The sequence below is a fragment of the Natronorubrum halalkaliphilum genome, assembly GCF_009834785.1.
GTDB classification, from domain to species: domain Archaea; phylum Halobacteriota; class Halobacteria; order Halobacteriales; family Natrialbaceae; genus Natronorubrum; species Natronorubrum halalkaliphilum.
Window position 1 is genome coordinate 1 of record NZ_WUYX01000061.1, and the last position, 16093, is coordinate 16093.

At 62.2% G+C, this 16093-nt stretch carries 13 protein-coding genes; 7 read left to right on the forward strand and 6 right to left on the reverse strand.

What is annotated here, in order from left to right:
- Positions 1-118: 118 nt before the first annotated feature.
- Both GS429_RS17375 and GS429_RS17380 read right to left on the reverse strand, forming a co-directional pair.
- Positions 119-400, reverse strand: a complete 282-nt coding sequence (locus GS429_RS17375; protein WP_160066618.1) for a DUF8028 family protein — start codon at positions 398-400, stop codon at positions 119-121.
- A 404-nt stretch (positions 401-804) separates the two neighbouring features.
- Positions 805-3036 (reverse strand): CDC48 family AAA ATPase, encoded by a 2232-nt coding sequence (locus GS429_RS17380; RefSeq protein WP_160066619.1) that lies wholly within the window; start codon positions 3034-3036, stop codon positions 805-807.
- A gap of 251 nt (positions 3037-3287) precedes the next feature.
- Here GS429_RS17380 and larC point away from each other — a divergent pair, with 251 nt between their 5' ends.
- A complete protein-coding gene (gene larC / locus GS429_RS17385; RefSeq protein WP_160066620.1) occupies positions 3288-4619 on the forward strand; it encodes a nickel pincer cofactor biosynthesis protein LarC in 1332 nt (443 codons plus the stop codon).
- 102 nt (positions 4620-4721) lie between these two features.
- Here larC and GS429_RS17390 read toward each other — a convergent pair whose 3' ends face one another.
- A complete protein-coding gene (locus GS429_RS17390; RefSeq protein ID WP_160066621.1) occupies positions 4722-6521 on the reverse strand; it encodes a hypothetical protein in 1800 nt (599 codons plus the stop codon).
- A gap of 539 nt (positions 6522-7060) precedes the next feature.
- Positions 7061-7816, reverse strand: a complete 756-nt coding sequence (locus GS429_RS17395; RefSeq protein WP_328821458.1) for a hypothetical protein — start codon at positions 7814-7816, stop codon at positions 7061-7063.
- A 294-nt stretch (positions 7817-8110) separates the two neighbouring features.
- On the opposite strand from GS429_RS17395, the gene radB reads away from it, so the two are divergent.
- A complete protein-coding gene (gene radB, locus GS429_RS17400) occupies positions 8111-8818 on the forward strand; it encodes a DNA repair and recombination protein RadB (RefSeq protein ID WP_328821459.1) in 708 nt (235 codons plus the stop codon).
- A 317-nt stretch (positions 8819-9135) separates the two neighbouring features.
- Here radB and GS429_RS17405 read toward each other — a convergent pair whose 3' ends face one another.
- On the reverse strand, positions 9136-10293 hold the full coding sequence (locus GS429_RS17405) for a CBS domain-containing protein (RefSeq protein ID WP_160066622.1): 1158 nt from the start codon (positions 10291-10293) through the stop codon (positions 9136-9138).
- Between the two features lie 104 nt (positions 10294-10397).
- On the opposite strand from GS429_RS17405, the gene GS429_RS17410 reads away from it, so the two are divergent.
- The 4 genes from GS429_RS17410 (at position 10398) to GS429_RS17425 (ending at position 13433) form a co-directional block, all read left to right on the forward strand.
- Positions 10398-10700, forward strand: a complete 303-nt coding sequence (locus tag GS429_RS17410) for a lycopene cyclase domain-containing protein (RefSeq protein ID WP_160066623.1) — start codon at positions 10398-10400, stop codon at positions 10698-10700.
- A 143-nt stretch (positions 10701-10843) separates the two neighbouring features.
- Positions 10844-11641, forward strand: a complete 798-nt coding sequence (locus tag GS429_RS17415; protein ID WP_160066624.1) for a CAP domain-containing protein — start codon at positions 10844-10846, stop codon at positions 11639-11641.
- Positions 11642-11746: 105 nt separating this feature from the next.
- On the forward strand, positions 11747-12529 hold the full coding sequence (locus GS429_RS17420; protein ID WP_160066625.1) for a YihY/virulence factor BrkB family protein: 783 nt from the start codon (positions 11747-11749) through the stop codon (positions 12527-12529).
- A 103-nt stretch (positions 12530-12632) separates the two neighbouring features.
- The gene (locus GS429_RS17425; protein WP_160066626.1) at positions 12633-13433 is read left to right on the forward strand and encodes a prolipoprotein diacylglyceryl transferase; all 801 of its coding nucleotides are present in this window, start codon (positions 12633-12635) and stop codon (positions 13431-13433) included.
- Between the two features lie 70 nt (positions 13434-13503).
- Here GS429_RS17425 and GS429_RS17430 read toward each other — a convergent pair whose 3' ends face one another.
- Positions 13504-14412, reverse strand: a complete 909-nt coding sequence (locus GS429_RS17430; protein ID WP_160066627.1) for an AEC family transporter — start codon at positions 14410-14412, stop codon at positions 13504-13506.
- Between the two features lie 677 nt (positions 14413-15089).
- Here GS429_RS17430 and GS429_RS17435 point away from each other — a divergent pair.
- Positions 15090-16037, forward strand: a complete 948-nt coding sequence (locus GS429_RS17435) for a tyrosine-type recombinase/integrase (protein ID WP_160066628.1) — start codon at positions 15090-15092, stop codon at positions 16035-16037.
- Positions 16038-16093: the final 56 nt, after the last annotated feature.

Consider the following 16093-nt stretch of genomic DNA (forward strand, 5'->3'; position numbering starts at 1 on the left):
TTGTCCTCATGTTCGCCATCATCAACATAGAAAAGCTCTGTGAACCACTCTAACTACCATTCAGCAGCTATTCAACAAAGCACAGGAAACCGTATAAGAGGGCGAATCGGTACGCTGTCTACTCTCGCCGACGGTGTGTATGGCCCACGTACAGTGCGCCGAGATTGAGCGCGAGTAGTCCTAGAAAGAGCCCGATCTCGAGCGAGGACGAGAGCCCGCTCGCGAGCACCGGGACGTAAAAGATCGGCAAGACGATCGCTCCCCAGAACCCCGTTACGCGAAGTGGCTTTGCGAACGTTGGCGCCACGTCTTCGAGCACCCGCGTGTCACGCTCCTGCTCATCACTCGATTCACGAGTCGTCTCAGCACGTCGGTCGCGAGTAGTGGGGGGTTTCGACATCGGCCTGATGTGATACGTGTCACAATTTCGATTACTGGGGCATATATCGCCAAGAACGTTTCACACGGTTGTGACAGATTATCCGTGATACGGCGATCCTGAACGCACTTTTGGCCGAGACGGATTCTGAACGGACCGTCCTGTCGAGCGACAGCCGCGAACGTCACACTCGCGTAACGCGAGTGATACCGTTGATAACTATGGATTACGGCCCGAAGAGACCTCGTAGTGGTTCGTCTGCGTATACTTTCCCCGTCTACGGAGGTGACAGGTCCAGCCGACGAACGGACTCGAGGGTGGCTCGAGGCGAATGTACGGCTGGCCGGTCACAGCGATAGCCGGATCGGCCACTGATTCGGGACACCGAACGTGGAAAATAGCGATCGGTACTGCCGACGGCGCGGCTACTGGAAGCCGATCCGACTGCCGCGACGACCCGTCGGACCAGGACCGCCCGAGCCGCCGCCCTGGAACTCCTCTTCGATCTGCTCGTAGTACTCGAGGATGTCGTCCGTGATCGTCGGTCGGACGTTCTCCATCGCCTGTCGGAAGTGACGCATTTCGACGATGTCTGCCTCGTGGTCCTCGCGCAGGGCCTCGATGGCCGACTCGCGAGCGATCGACTCGAGGTCGCTGCCGACGTAGCCGTCCGTGATCTCGGCGATTTCGCGAAGCGTGACGTCGGCGGCCAGCGGCGTATCCTGCGTGTGGATATCGAGGATGCGTTCGCGGCCGTCGACGTCGGGCTCGCCGATCATGACGAGTCGGTCGAATCGGCCGGAGCGAAGGAGCGCCGGATCGATCATGTCCGGTCGGTTCGTCGCGCCGATGACCATCACGTTCTCCATCTCCTCTAAGCCGTCCAGTTCGGTGAGTAGCTGGTTGACGACCCGTTCGGAGACGTTCGAGCCGGTTTCGCTGCCCCGACCCGGTGCGAGCGCGTCGAGTTCGTCGAAGAAGATCACCGTCGGGGAGACCTGCCGCGCCTTGCGGAAGGTCTGTCGGATCGCTTTCTCCGATTCGCCGACCCACTTGCTGAGTAGCTGCGGACCGCGAACCGAAATGAAGTTCGCGTTGGTCTCGTTGGCCACGGCTTTCGCCATCAGCGTCTTCCCGGTCCCGGGCGGACCGTAGAGCAAGACGCCCGCCGGCGGGTCGACGCCCAGCCGATTGAACCGCTCGGGGTTGTTCAGCGGCCACTCGACGGACTCCTGGACCTGCTCTTTGGCGTCGTGGAGCCCGCCCACGTCGTCCCAGGAAATCTTCGGTAACTCGACGAGGACCTCCCGCATCGCCGAGGGCTCGACCTCGTTCAACGCGCCGCGGAAGTCCTCGCGCTTGACGATCATCCGGTCGATCAGGCTCGGCGGGATGTCCTCCTCGTCGAGGTCGATCTCCGGCAGATATCGACGCAGCGCCTTCATTGCGGCCTCCTTGGTCAGTGACTCGATGTCGGCACCCACGAAGCCGTGGGTTTCATCGGCCAGATGACCGAGTTTGACGTCGTCCGACAGCGGCATTCCGCGGGTGTGGATCTGGAGGATTTCCTCGCGGCCCACCTCGTCTGGAACGCCGATCTCGATCTCGCGGTCGAACCGGCCCGGTCGACGCAGGGCGGGATCGACCGAATCGACGCGGTTGGTCGCCGCGATGACGATGACCTGGCCCCGCGCCTCGAGGCCGTCCATCATCGTCAGCAGTTGGGCGACGACGCGGCGTTCGACCTCGCCGGTGACGTCTTCGCGCTTGGGCGCGATGGAGTCGAGTTCGTCGATGAAGATGATCGACGGCGACTCCTCGCTCGCGTCCTCGAAGATCTCCCTGAGTTGCTGTTCGGACTCACCGTAGTACTTCGAGATGATCTCCGGTCCGGCAATCGAGAAGAAACTCGCCGAGGTCTCGTTGGCGACGGCCTTGGCGAGCAGCGTCTTCCCAGTGCCCGGCGGTCCGTGAAGCAAGACACCCTGTGGCGGCTCGATCCCCAACTTCTTGAAGATCTGCGGGTGTTTCATCGGAAGTTCGACCATCTCCCGGACGCGTTGAATCTCGCCCTGGAGACCGCCGATATCCTCGTATGTGATCCCGCCTCCGGTCTTCTCGAATCCGGAGATTGGTTCCTCCCGGAGTTCGACGTCGGTGTCTTCGGTGATGAGAACCACTCCCTCGGGTTCCGTTTCGACGGCGATGAGGGGAATCGCCTGGCCCGGCGATCGCATGAACGGATGGTTCGTCGAGGACATCACGGGAACGATGTCGCGGCCGACGACCGGGCGTTTGAGGATCTGCCGTTTGACCATGCCCGCCGCGTCGGAGCCGAACTGGACCGACGCCTCCTCGGGGGGCGCGAGCACGAGTTTGTCCGCTTTCGTGGCTTCCGCTTTGCGAATCGTCACCCGCTCGCCGATCCCCACGTCGGCGTTCTGTCGGGTGAAGCCGTCGATACGGACCGTGTCCGTGTTCCAGTCCTGCCGGTCGGCACGCCACACCTTCGCGGCGGTGGTGTCGGCACCTTCGATTTCGATGATGTCGCCCGGACTCAGCTTCAGATGCAACAGCGTGTCCGGGTCGAGTCGGGCGATACCACGACCCGAGTCGTTCGGGTATGCCTTCGCAACCTCCAGTTGAACTTCATTCATGATTCGGGATGGACGGCGATGTCAATGACTCCGGTTCCGGAGCGGATAGGTTTTTTGCTAGCCCAAGCCGTTTCCTGTGCTAGATACTACCATGCCAAACTCCGATCGGTACCTACATAGATGTACCGGCATCGGTGGGTTTTGGTGGTATCGTCACCGCCGCGTATCGCAGGTCGAGTGGACCGTTCGCTCGCTCAGTTGACGAACGGAAGGTCGAAACGCTTCAATGAGTGCCCCTCGACGGTCTATTCATGAGCGTTCTCGCATTCGACGGTCGCATGGGCGCAAGCGGCGATATGATCCTCGCCGCGTTGCTCGATGCTGGTGCCGATCCCGCCGCTCTCGAGCCCGTCACGGACGCCCTCGAGGTCGAGTACCGAATCGACGAGACGGTCAAGTGCGGTATTTCGTCGACGACCGTCGACGTGTTTCTGACGGATCGTGATGGGGCGGCCGATGAGGGACACGACCACGACCACGGTGAGCAAAGTCCCGATCACGACCACGAGGAAAACGATCACCACAGTCACGATCACGACCACAGCGAGCACGATCACGACCACAACGGCGTCCACGCCGAAGGCCACGGCCCCCACCGCAGCTATCTCGAGGTCCGCGATATCGTCGAGGGAATGGCCCTCGAGCCCGCAGTCGAACGGGACGCCCTCGCCATCTTCGAACTGCTCGGCGAGGCCGAAGCCAGCGTCCACGGCGAAGCGCTCGAGGACATTCACTTCCACGAGGTCGGGGCCGACGACGCGATCGCGGACGTCGTCGGCGCGGTGGTCCTGTGCCACGATCTCGAGCCCGACGAAATCGTCACGACGCCGCTCGCAACCGGCGGCGGCAGCGTCTCGATGAGTCACGGCGAGTACCCCGTCCCGACGCCGGCAGTAGTGGAGATCGCACAGCGCGCGGACTGGTCGCTGCGCGGCGGGCCGGTCGACGCGGAGCTACTGACGCCCACGGGTGCGGCCATTCTGGGCCACCTCGCCGACGGCGTGGAGTCGCTGCCCTCAGTCGACCTCGAGGCGTCGGGGTACGGCGCCGGCGGCTACGACCTCGATCCGCATCCGAACGTGCTTCGGGTGCTGGTCGGCGAGGGCGGGCGGGGTGGACTGGTCAAAGACGATATTGCCGTCCTCGAGACGAACCTCGACGACGCCACGCCGGAGGTGCTGGGCGGCCTGCAGGAGACGTTAGCGAATGCAGGCGCGCGAGACGTGTCGATTCTCCCAGCGACGATGAAGAAGTCCCGCCCAGGACATCTGGTGAAGGTGATCTGTAAGCCTGCGGATCGAGAACGGGTGGCTCGAGCGCTGGCCGAGGAAACCGGCACGCTGGGTGTGCGGGACGCGGGCGCGACCCACCGGTGGATCGCCAGCAGGATGTTCGAAACCGTGGATCTCGAGGTCGACGGCGAAACGTACGCGGTGACGGTGAAAGTGGCGAGTGACGCCGACGGCGAGGTCTACGACGTGAGCGCTGAGTACGACGACGCCGCGGCGGTGGCAGCCGAAACCGGATCAGCGGTCAGGGACGTGATCCGACGCGCTGAAGGGGCGTTCGAGTCAGACCAGTAAACTGAGCCACCGGGGAGACCGCGACGACGGCCAGCACGAAAGAGCGTTGATCTGTTCGGTCGGGTTCAAGCCGAACGGCTGAGAGGGGATTCCCGGTCGGCGTTACTCGTTACACCCCAAGTTCTTTTTCGTGTCTTTGTAGGCCCGTTTCTTGTCCTTGTAGGCGCCTTTCTTTTTCTCGTATGTCTTCTCGTCTATGCGATTTTTCTCGTATTTCTTCTCGTACTTCTCGTACTCGCCTTTCTTGTGTTTGTAGGCGATTTCCTTCCGCTTGTACTTCCTGTATTTCTTCCGGTATTTCTCGTACTTGCGCTTGGCGTCTTTGTAGGCGCGCTTTTTCTTCTCAAGAGTATCCTTGTCGATCTGGTCTTTCTCGTACTTCTTCTTGTACTTCTCGTACTCGCGTTTCTTGCGCTCGTAGGCGTGTTTCTTCTTCTCGAGTTTCTTTTTCTTCCGGCGCTCTTTCTTCTTCGGCTCCTTCGTGAACCGCTGGATCGGCCCGGCGACGACCACGTCGTTAGCCGTAGCGATCGCCCGAAACTCGTACTCGACGCCCGTGAGGAGGTCCGAGATTTCGTCGCTGAACGGCCCCGGCTCGGTGAGCGTCTGTGCAGAGGTCATCAGCCACTCCTCTGCGCCGACGATTCGGTACTGGAAGAAGACGTCCACGTCGTCGAAGTCACCGAGCGTGATCAACTGCCCGTTGAGCGTCGCCGTCGACTCGTTAACGTCGGTTGCGGGCTCGGTGGCGACTTCGGGGAGTTCCTCGTCCGGCACTTCCTTTCGGAACGTCAAGGTCTCGCCGGTCGCCCGCGTGTCGTTCGCTTCTGCGACCGCACGGTACTCGTACTCGACGCCCTGTTCGACGTCGATCTCCGCGCTGAACGGACCGAGTTCCTCGAGCGTCTGCGCGTCGGTCGGTATCCAATCCTCATCACCGATAACGCGATACTCGAAGAACACCTCGATATCGGCCACGTCGAAGCTGCCGGGATCGGTCAGTTCGCCGTTGAGCGTTGCCGTGGACTCGTTGACGTCGGTGGCCGGGCCGGTGACGACCGTCGGCTTCGTCACGTCGGGTTCGTCCTCCTTCGTGAACGTCCGGATCTCGCCGGTAAACTCCGTCTCGTCGGGCGCGACTGCGACCGCCCGGAACTCGTAATCAGTGTTCGGTTCGACGGGGATCTCCGCGCTGAACTCGCCACCGTCGTCTGAGAGCGATTCAGGATCGCCTGGCACCCGGATCCACTCTGTCGACCCAGCGACTCGATAATCGAAGAACACGTCGACTTCATCGAATTCTTCCTCGAAGGGGAGGAGTTCCGCGTTGAGCGTCGCGGTGGAATCGTTGACGTCGGTTTCGGGGTCGGTGATGACCGTCACGTCAACCGGGTCGTCGTCTTCCCGGCACTCGCCTTCGCTGATCGTCAGTCGAGGGTTGGCTCCGCCTCCGCTAAACTCGACGAACGCACTCTGGACGGTGCCACCGCCTTGCAGGAAGACGTTGAACTGAAACACTCCTCGTGGACCGCCCGGCGTAAAGCCCTCGACTTCCAGAGTCACCGGCTCTGCGTCCGGATCAGTCGGCTGGATGGTAACGAAGAGCGTCGCCTCTTCGATGGCCTCGGGTCCACCAGGCGTGAGCACCCACTTCCAGAAGCCGACCTCGTCTTCCGCACAGTCTTGCGTCGCGTTTTCGCTTCCTTGCCCACCCCACTGGATCGTCCGCTGGTTGGGATTGTTATCGTCAGGGTTGTCGTCGCTCGAGCCGTCGTCGCTCGAGTCAGATTGTGTCTGTTCTTCGTCCGCAGTCTCGTCGTCGCTGCCGAGACAGCCACTGAGACCGACGACTGTGATCCCACTCGCAGCCAAGAACCGTCTTCTGTTGGTCGAATCGACCATACACCGACCACAGCCAGTACGACTATTGTTATTGGACTTCTGAATACTTTTCATGAGTGCACTACCATTCCGACAGGAGATATCGGACTAATATCCAATCATACCATCACGTTTGGGACCAGTGTAGGCTGTTATTGAGGGTAATTCAGCTCGTGGACGGGTGCTATTACGCCGTGATTGTGGGCCAGTACGAAATCAGGACTGTCGTAATGGATGCCTACAGGAGCGCTGATTGGAGTCGGTTCGATACGTGGCGCCCGACCTTACTCGAGTGACTACAGCGTTTCACAACAGTCTCTCAAACGCGAATATCGTGCTGGAACCACTGTCGACATCGAAAAGTCACATGGCATGCGAAATTTCGAACCGTACACTGAGGCCTCGATCGGTTACGAACGCCGACTGTGCCGTCCGGTGGCTACGAGCACCGCCGATTCGTGACTGTTCTCGAGTCACCCGTGACACGCGAGTCGCGCCCGTCAGGAATCAGACGACGAGTACGAGCCGAGCACCACAGTTATAAACCCGTTCCAGAGTCGCTACGTTTCCTCTGAATCAGAGGGTGAACGCTGATGCTCAGCGAGCGCTTCGGCGACCGTCAACTCGCCCGCCGCAACCCGCCGGGCCAGCACTTCGTCGATCGCCCGGTTTTTCTCGCTCTGCTCGCGCGATCGGTCCTTGATTACCTGTAGCTCGCCCGTCGTCGGTTCGATCTCTCGAGTCTCGACCACCTCGCCCTCGAGTCGGGCGATGTTGACCGCGGCGAGGATATCGCCCATCCCCCTCGATCCGGTTCCGAGGTAGGGCGATGTCCCCGTCTCGTCGACGAGTTCCACCGTCACGTCCTCGAGGTCGTTGACCAGCTTCGCGCCCTGAAGGCGGGATCCGTCTCCGATGCGGACGATCGGCGAGGCGGCGTCGGCGGCCTCGCGCTGGATCACGTCGGCGGCGTCGGACAGCGGCACCTGAAACGCGGCCACGACCATCTCGCCCGCGAGCACGGCGATGCCGGGTTTGCGGCCCGGGTCGACGCCGATGATGGTCCGGCCGCCGTCGCCGCGAACGGCAGTCAGTGCCTGGTCGACGGCGCGTCTGGGGGTGTCCGGATCGGCGACGATCGTCGTCACGTCGGCGAACGCGTCCGCGTCGGCGTGGTCGCTGTCGGTGACGACGACTTCGGTATGCTCCGGTAGCTCCGCGTCGGGTTCGACGGTCGTGAACTCGGTGCCCCGGTCCCGGAGTTCATTGACGACGCCGTGGTACACCTCGAAATCTGACGTGGCGACGACGATCACGTGTGGGCGTTCGACTCGAGTGTGAATAAACGTACGCGACCGGCTCGGTTGAGTGTCGCTATCGGAGTGGACTGGCGCACCGATGTGCGGTGGCGCGCTAGGCCGGAGTGGGTGATACTGTCGGACAGAACTATTGTGAGTATTCGCCGCCCCCGTCCGGCGAATCTTCTGCAGTGATTTCTGTCCGGCTGTATGAACCGATGACCGAAGCCGATCTGTTTGCCGCTCGAGAGTCTTTGATCGATCGCCGACCCGTTCCGGGGCCTTTTTGCTGGTTACCTGCCAACTCGAACTGTGAACGACGAGGCGATTCCGACTGGCTGTGCTCCGGTCGACGAGTTACTCGGTGGGGGGTTCGAACGGGGAACTGTCACGCAAGTGTACGGTTCGCCGGCCGCTGGTAAGACGAACCTCGCGCTCTCGGCAGCCGTCGAGGCAGCCGTCGGCGGCGGCACGGCAGTCTACATCGACACCGAGGGTGTCTCCGTCGACCGCTTCCAGCAACTGCTCTCGGCCCGGGTCGGCGACGACGACGTCGAATCCGTCGCCTCCCGAATCGTCATCGAGGACGCCCTGGATTTCGAGGAGCAGTCCGAGGCCGTCCGCGACGCCGAGGAGTTCGCCCAGCGGGCGGACCTGATCGTCCTCGACAGCGCGACCGGGTTTTACCGGCTCGAGCGAACGGCGGACGGTGACGAGGGCGAAGCGCTCCGGAGCGTCGCGCGACAGGTGACTCACCTCCTCTCGCTCGCCCGCAAACACGACCTCGCGGTCGTACTCACGAATCAGGTGTTCTCGGATCCCGACGCGGATCGCACGCGCGCGCTTGGTGGGAACACGTTAGAACACTGGACCGGCGTCGTCCTCCGTCTGGAACGGTTCCGCGGCGGGAACCGGCGTGCAACCCTCGAGAAGCACCGATCGAGACCCGCCGGGGAAACGGCCCAGTTCCGGATCACGGACTCGGGACTCGAGGGTGGCGACGAGCCGGCGCGGCGCTGACCAGTTGTGCGTGCGTTCGGAACGGGTTCCTGTGGACGCTTGAGTCCTGTCGGCGTTCGGGTGTCGACCAACTCGGAAGTTTCGAAGGTAACCGGGTGACGGCACTCGGCTCGAGACGTACACGAGACCGGCGCACTGGGGGTCGAGGGCGGGGAGTAGTATCTGTACGGACCGTTTGATTCGACGAACTCGTCGCCGTTGGCTTCTCGCTCGACGTCGAATACTGCGGGGTCGTCGGACCCAACACGACGGAAGCAGTCGAACATTCCAACCGAAAACCCAAACCGAAGCGCGAACCGAACGGCAACGGCGCGTCGTTACAGTTCGTTCAGCTTCCGCAGGAGCTGGCCGCGGTACTCCTCGTCGCTCGTAACCCCTTTCACTTCGAGGACGTTTCGCTCGAGTTTGTCGAGGGCGACGCGGAAGGAGTTTTCAGCGCCGTAGCCTTCGCCGGTGCCGGCGACCTGTCCCTTGTTCGTTCGCAGACGGATCTGGCAGTGGACCAACGGCGTCCCGCGGAGTTTCTCTTTGTGTTCTTTGAATCGCACGTGCGCGTGCATCACCTGCATGTCGGCGTACTTGTCCGAAACGTCTTCGATGCTCTCGACGATCGATTCTCGGGTGATCGTGTCGAGCATCGAAATGTTCGTGATCTGGACGTCCATCCGCTCCTCCTCGGTGAACGTCAGTGCGCGCAGGACGTCCGTCTTCGTGATGACGCCGATGACGACCCGATCGTCGTCGTCCGGCGTGACCATCAGCCCCGCGTAGTCGTCCCCGAGCATCGTTTCGACGGCTTCCTGAGCGGTCGTGTCGAGCGTCGTCGTCTGGACCGGGCTGTTCATGATGTCGTAGACGGGAACGTCGAGCATTCGGTTGTTGTCACCGGCGCGGTCGCCAGTGGTCATTCGCTCGTTTTCCCGGATGACGAAGTCGGCGATGTCGTGGGTCGTTACGACCCCGGTAAGGAAGCCGTTCTCGTTGAGGACGGGCAGCCGCGAGATACCGTGCTCCCGGAGCTGGTTGAGCGCCCGGCCGATCCCGTCGTCCTCGGAGACCGTAACCGGATCGTCCGTGTAGACGTCTTCAACGGAGAGTGTATCGAGGTTTTCGAGAACGGCCTCGAGGAGAGCATCGCTGCTGATGACGCCCCAGAGCTCGTCGTTTTCGAAGACGGGCGCGACCTTCGCGTTGCTCTCGACCAGAACGCGTGCGGTTTCGCGGACGTCTTCGTCCCGACTGACTCGAGGTGCTGGCGCGCTCCGGCTGGGTTTGATCAGCGCCGCCACCTTGGCGTCGTCTTCGACGTGAGACTGGAGGACCTCCCGCTCGCTGATGACGCCCTCGTACTCCCCGTCCTTGGTGACGATAATTCCCTTGGGGTTGCCGTTCTCGAACATTGAACGGACCTTCCCCATTCGCTTCCCGACGTCGACTTCGATGTAGTCCTGACTGGCGATATCAGCGATATTCATCGTTCTAACTGAGCATACTGTCGCCGGGGTTTTGAACATACCGCACGTTTTAGCCGGGTGGGCACGAGGCGGGACGTTTTGGGAGTCGCCGATGTACCGGATATATGGTACCAGATATCGGCGTTTTCGGGCGGTATACGTACCTCGCAACCGAGGTGTTCTGGGGGACTGTCGCAGCCCTGTTGCTGTTTCGGGCGAACGCGCTTCGGAAGGCGGCGGTCACCATCGCCGCACTGTATCCCATCGCGTACGTCTGGGATCGGTACACCCTCGCCGTCGGCGTCTTCGACATCAAGCTACGGACCGGCATCGATATCGCGGGAATTCCCCTCGAAGAACACCTCTTCATGGCCGTCGTTCCCGGCCTCGTTCTCGGAGTCCACGAAACGATCTTCGGAGACGGGTGAACGAACGGGACGGGTGTCGTCCGGCCGAGAATCGGCTTCGTCGACGAATCCGTCGACTCCGATAACAGTACTCGAGCGATGGCTGTATCAACTTCTGCGATCGATCCGGAGACACTTATCGCCCAATCTGGTCTCCTCGAACGATGTGTCCCCGGTCCCGATCGAACGCGGCAGCCGACGGCTCCGACGGCTCTAACGGCCCCGGCGACGACGCCGTCGTGCGATCGCTGCTTCGGTTCACCGTTGTCGTCGTCCTGGTCGGCGCGCTCGCCCTCGGCACCGCCGTGCTCGCACCGACCGTACTCGAGGATTTGAGCGGGCTCAGCGACGACGACTTCCAGGTCCCCGAGGAGGTCGACATCAGGGAGCAGCCGTCGCCGAGTTCCGATCCGCCGCCGGCCGGCGAGCGGAATCCGAACGTCACGGATCCGAACGACCCCGGTGAATCGACGTACGAAACCGATATCGAGACCGTCGAGTCCGCCGCCGTCGAGGACTTCATCCACGCCGAAGTCAACGACCGGCGGGCCGACCACGGCCTCGAGCCCCTCGAGTGGGACGGGACGATCGCGTCCGTCTCCCGGGCCCACAGCCACGACATGGCCGACCGGGACTACTTCGATCACGTCAATCCCGACGGCCAGGAACCAATGGATCGCTTTACCGACGTCGACGGCTACTGTCGCGGCTACGGCGAGAACATCGCCATGACGTGGGTCGACCACCACGTCGAACGCCCCGGTACCGGGGAGACCGTCCGCTACCAGACCTCGGAGGATCTCGCCGTCGGCCTCGTCGACCAGTGGATGAACTCGACGTCACACCGCCAGGCGATCCTCGAGGAGGGCTCGACGCCCGACTGGGACCGCGGCGGCGTCGGCGTCTACATCGCGGCGGAAGGCGAAGTCTACGCGTCGCACAACTTCTGTCTCGAGTGGTAGACCGGCGAACGGCGAAACGTGGCTCGGGACCGGTCGCACAGAATGCCAGACCTGAAACTGTGATCGACTGATACGCCTTTAGTGGTTGGCCATATAGAGTCAGATATGGACGTCTCCGAGACCGCACTCTCGATCTACCGGACGGCGAGCGACCGGGACATCTCCTTTCTTGCGGCGGCGTTTGCCTACTACGCGTTCGTATCGTTGATTCCGCTGGTGTTGCTCGCCCTCGTCGTCGGTTCGTTACTCGGCGGAGAGGAAACGGCCGAACGGCTGATTCTGGTCGCCGGCGACTTCCTCCCGGAAGCGGGCGAGGACCTCGTCATCGAGGCGTTGACGACCGAGTCCGGACGCGCACAGGCAACGGCTGTCGCGCTCCTCGTCGCCGTCTGGGGCGGGCTCAAGGTCTTCCGCGGACTCAGCCTCGCCTTCGACAAGGTCTACGACGAGGTCGCCGAGGACACGCTCGTCGATCAAGTCAAAGACGGCGTCACCGTGATTATCGCCGGTGCGGGCGCGCTGGCGCTGATGATCGTGATCGGCACCGTACTCGGCATCGCAGCCGATTTCGTGCCCTTCGCCGGCGTCGTGAGTTGGCTGACGCTGTTGGTCGGTCTCGTCCTCGTTTTCCTGCCGATCTACTACGTGTTACCGCCGATTCCGGTCCAGCTACCGGACATCGTCCCCGGAGCCGTCTTCGCAGCCGTCGGCTGGACGATCCTCCAGATCGGCTTTCAGCTCTACGCGGCCAACGCCGGCCGCTATCAGGCCTACGGTGCCGTCGGTGCCGTCTTGCTCTTCGTCACCTGGCTCTACTTCGCCGGCATGCTCATTCTCGTCGGCGCGGTGCTCAACGTCGTGCTCTCGGAGCCGCCGCTGGCCGAGTGAGTCGGCGGGGAGCGGGCCACGAGGGGCATCGTTCGGCGGGTTCATTTACCGCGCCGATCGTACGGGGGAAAGGTTATGGTCTCGGCACGGACAGACGTGCACAATGAGCGACGAGCACTCACAGCGGACTACCGCTGCCGGGCAGGACTCGAGCGCCGACTCGAGGGAGTCGGGTACCGGTTCCAACGGCGACGCCGACACCCACACCGGTGCCGACGACACCGATACCGACGGCAACTCGAGCGGCGGTCTCGAACCCGGCGGCGGCCCCAACCGCGTCGTCTCCGATCAGAGCGTCGACGATATTCTCAACTCGCTCGACGAGACGAAATCGGCGGCGGACTCGAGCGAAACCACGACAACCACAACGACGACGGGCGACTCAGTCACGACCGAATTCGACGAAGACGAGATTCCGGCGGCCGAGGAGACGGCATCCGAGACCGACGCTGCCGGTTCGGCCGCTACCGAGACGGGGACACGGACAGGAGCTGAATCCGATGCCGAACTCGAGTCGGCCGCCGGATCGCTCCCCGACGAAACGGTCGATCCCGACGACGAAGACGCCTCCCTCGAGGCACTCGCGGCCCGCGTTGAGGACGGAACCGTCACCGGTGCCGACGTCCGGGCCGCCGAAGCGGGCGACGGACGCGAGTCGACGCCGGACGTGGACGAGATCGAACTCTCGATGGACGACCTCGAGGCGACGCGCGAGCAGACCGGGTCTTCGACGGAAGGAGCCGACCCGTCGACGACGACCGAGCTAAGCGACGATGCGGGCCCCCTCGCCGGCTCGGTCCAGCGCGGCGGCGAGACCGCGGCAGGCGACTCGAGCGACGACGACCGAGACGGGGACGGGTCGCCCGGCTTGCTCGGGCGACTCAAGGGACTCTTCTCCCGATAGCCGTCGATCTGGTCGTCAGCAGCGGCGGATCGGAACTGGATCTGATTCTCGGCCCGGCGGTCGAACCGGACTACCCGACGAGCGTAATCAGGAGAAACAGCGTCGCCATGGAGACGAGCGTCGTCGCGAAGACGTTCAGCGACGCGAACTCGCTGTCACCACCGAGTTCGGCCGCGAAGACGAACGTGGAGACCGCCGTCGGCGTGCCGAACATCACGACCGTCGCGGTTAGCGTCGCCGTATCGACGTCGAGCGTCGAAAAGACGAGCCACGCGAGCAGGGGCATACAGACGATCTTGAGCGCGATGATCGAACCGGTCGCACCGACGTCGACTGACGGCAGATCGAACTGCAGCGACGCGCCCACGCAGAGCAGGGCGAGCGGGAGCGCGAGCGAGCCGACGAGATCGAGTCCGGTTACGGCGGGTGCGGGAACCGAGAAACCGATCGATCCAATGGCCAGTCCGGCGAGCAACGCTCCCAGTACGGGGTTTCTCGCGAGCGATCGTAATTCGGCACCGAGGGCCGCGTCCGCACCGTTGAGCGTCGAAAGCACGAGCACCGTCAGCGGTAACTGAATCAACGTGACCACGCCCAACACCACGCTCGCGATCGCCGTCACCGTCGCGTCGAACGTCGCGGCGACGAGGGGAAGCCCGAGATACCCCAGGTTTGAGTGATACGACTGGACGACAGCCACGCTCTGACGCGCTCTCGAGGCGCGACGTCGGTGGACCATCCAGGCGAGCCCCGCCGTCGCGAACAGGACGAGCAAGAGACCGCCGAACAGCGCCGGGGACAGCAACTCGCCGATCGCCCGATCGTAGGTCGAGACGAAGATGAGCGCCGGGAGCGCGACGTAGTACGCGACGGCGTTCAGCCGCGCCGTTCGACCGGCGTCGAGAACGCCCAACGTTCGCAGCCCGGTCCCGAGGAGCAGGACGACGAGCAGCGCCAGCAACCGGACGAAAACCTCCATACGGGGCTCGAGTCGATTCGAACGTTTCTACTGTTCGATCCCGATTGACAGGTGGCCTTTATCGTGATCGGGTGGTCGTCAACTCGAGTGCGTCGATAACGGTGATCGTCATCTCGTGTATCGATAGCAGTGGCCTCGTGGAGAGAACGAATAGGGCATCTGTCTCACTGCAGATTGAACACCGGTAAGCTGGTGACCAACCGAAATTAGCCGGGGCAGATTTGAACCTCGTCAAGACGTTCCGGGTCGCTCACTTCGGTCGCTTCCCGGGCTGCGACTTGCCTGATTCAAATCTGCCCAACGTAACGGATTTGCGCCTCACGGAATTGTTCGGCGCAAAATTAGTGGGTTGGGGCAGATTTGAACTGAACCGAAAAGGCGTGAAATAAACTGCATTTCACGCCTTTTCTGACGTTCGCGGTTCGCTCGCTACGCTCGCTGCACCCCTCACTGCCGGCCTCCCACGGTACTCGGCGCTTGCGCGCCTGCGCTTCCGTGTCTGGAGGTGTATCCACCATCGCAGGCAGACCAACCATCCGGCCATCCCAGACCCGTGGCGATCACGCCACCGCGCGCTTGCACTCAATCCAGGCCGATCCCCGTGGGTAATTGATCGACGTCATCGCGGGGTGGGCGACTCCACGTCTCGTGGGTCACCGACCACTATGACACGGAAGATGACCCCGAAAGAAGCGGCGCAACGCTATCTCAAAGAACGCGAACCCGACGTTTCCGACGCCACCCTCTACAACCATCGGTCGCTCCTCCGCCAGTGGTGGCAGTGGTGTGACGACGAAGACATCGAGTACATCAACAACATCGATGGATTCGATCTCGCTGACTTCAGGCTGGACCGCCAGCTGGAGGTCGGTGAAGTGACCCTCTACAACCAGATGACTGTCCTTCGAGTGTTCGTCCGCTGGCTACAGAGCCGCGGACTCGTCGAAAACGGTCTAGCCGACGGAATGACGGTCGCACAGCCTGACGACGCTAGCCGCAACAGGAAAGTCACCCCGGAGACAGCACAGCAGATCCTGTCGTTCCTCGAGAAATACGAGTATGCCTCTCTTCGACATACTGTCTTCGCCGTTCTCTGGCACACTGGAATGCGACTTGGAGCACTTCGAGCGCTTGATCTGGATGACTACCATCCCGAGGAACACTACGTAGAGCTCCATCATCGGCCCGACACAGATACTCCGCTCAAGAACCAGGAACACAGCGAACGAGAAGTCAATCTCGCACTCTGGTGTTGCTCGCTTCTGGACGATTATATCGAAGGGAAACGCTGCGATGTTACAGACGACTATGGCCGATCACCGTTATTCACCACCGAACAAGGCCGGGTCAGCCATTCCAATGTCCGGGATCACGTAAACCAGATCACGCGTCCGTGCGATTTTGCGAATGAGTGTCCACATGACCGTGAAATTACCGAATGTGAAGCAACAACGCGCCTACACGCTGCTCGGTGTCCATCAAGTATCGCACCACACGATCTCAGGCGATCGAGCGTAACGCACCTCCTGGATGAGGGTCACCGGAAGGAATTGGTTGCAGACCGGGTGGACCTCTCGGTGAAGACGATGGAGGAACACTCAGTACTTCACAAAGCCGTTAGTTGAGAAGTCCGCTTGTTGAGTTGTGTCCAGCAATCAGCAACAAGCGGACAGTGAAATCC

Coding starts and splice junctions, on each gene's coding strand:
- GS429_RS17375 (WP_160066618.1), bottom strand. CDS start 400: ATGTCGAAACCCCCCACTACTCGCGACCGACGTGCTGAGACGACTCGT.
- GS429_RS17380 (WP_160066619.1), bottom strand. CDS start 3,036: ATGAATGAAGTTCAACTGGAGGTTGCGAAGGCATACCCGAACGACTCG.
- larC (WP_160066620.1), top strand. CDS start 3,288: ATGAGCGTTCTCGCATTCGACGGTCGCATGGGCGCAAGCGGCGATATG.
- GS429_RS17390 (WP_160066621.1), bottom strand. CDS start 6,521: ATGGTCGATTCGACCAACAGAAGACGGTTCTTGGCTGCGAGTGGGATC.
- GS429_RS17405 (WP_160066622.1), bottom strand. CDS start 10,293: ATGAATATCGCTGATATCGCCAGTCAGGACTACATCGAAGTCGACGTC.
- GS429_RS17410 (WP_160066623.1), top strand. CDS start 10,398: ATGGTACCAGATATCGGCGTTTTCGGGCGGTATACGTACCTCGCAACC.
- GS429_RS17415 (WP_160066624.1), top strand. CDS start 10,844: ATGTGTCCCCGGTCCCGATCGAACGCGGCAGCCGACGGCTCCGACGGC.
- GS429_RS17420 (WP_160066625.1), top strand. CDS start 11,747: ATGGACGTCTCCGAGACCGCACTCTCGATCTACCGGACGGCGAGCGAC.
- GS429_RS17425 (WP_160066626.1), top strand. CDS start 12,633: ATGAGCGACGAGCACTCACAGCGGACTACCGCTGCCGGGCAGGACTCG.
- GS429_RS17430 (WP_160066627.1), bottom strand. CDS start 14,412: ATGGAGGTTTTCGTCCGGTTGCTGGCGCTGCTCGTCGTCCTGCTCCTC.
- GS429_RS17435 (WP_160066628.1), top strand. CDS start 15,090: ATGACCCCGAAAGAAGCGGCGCAACGCTATCTCAAAGAACGCGAACCC.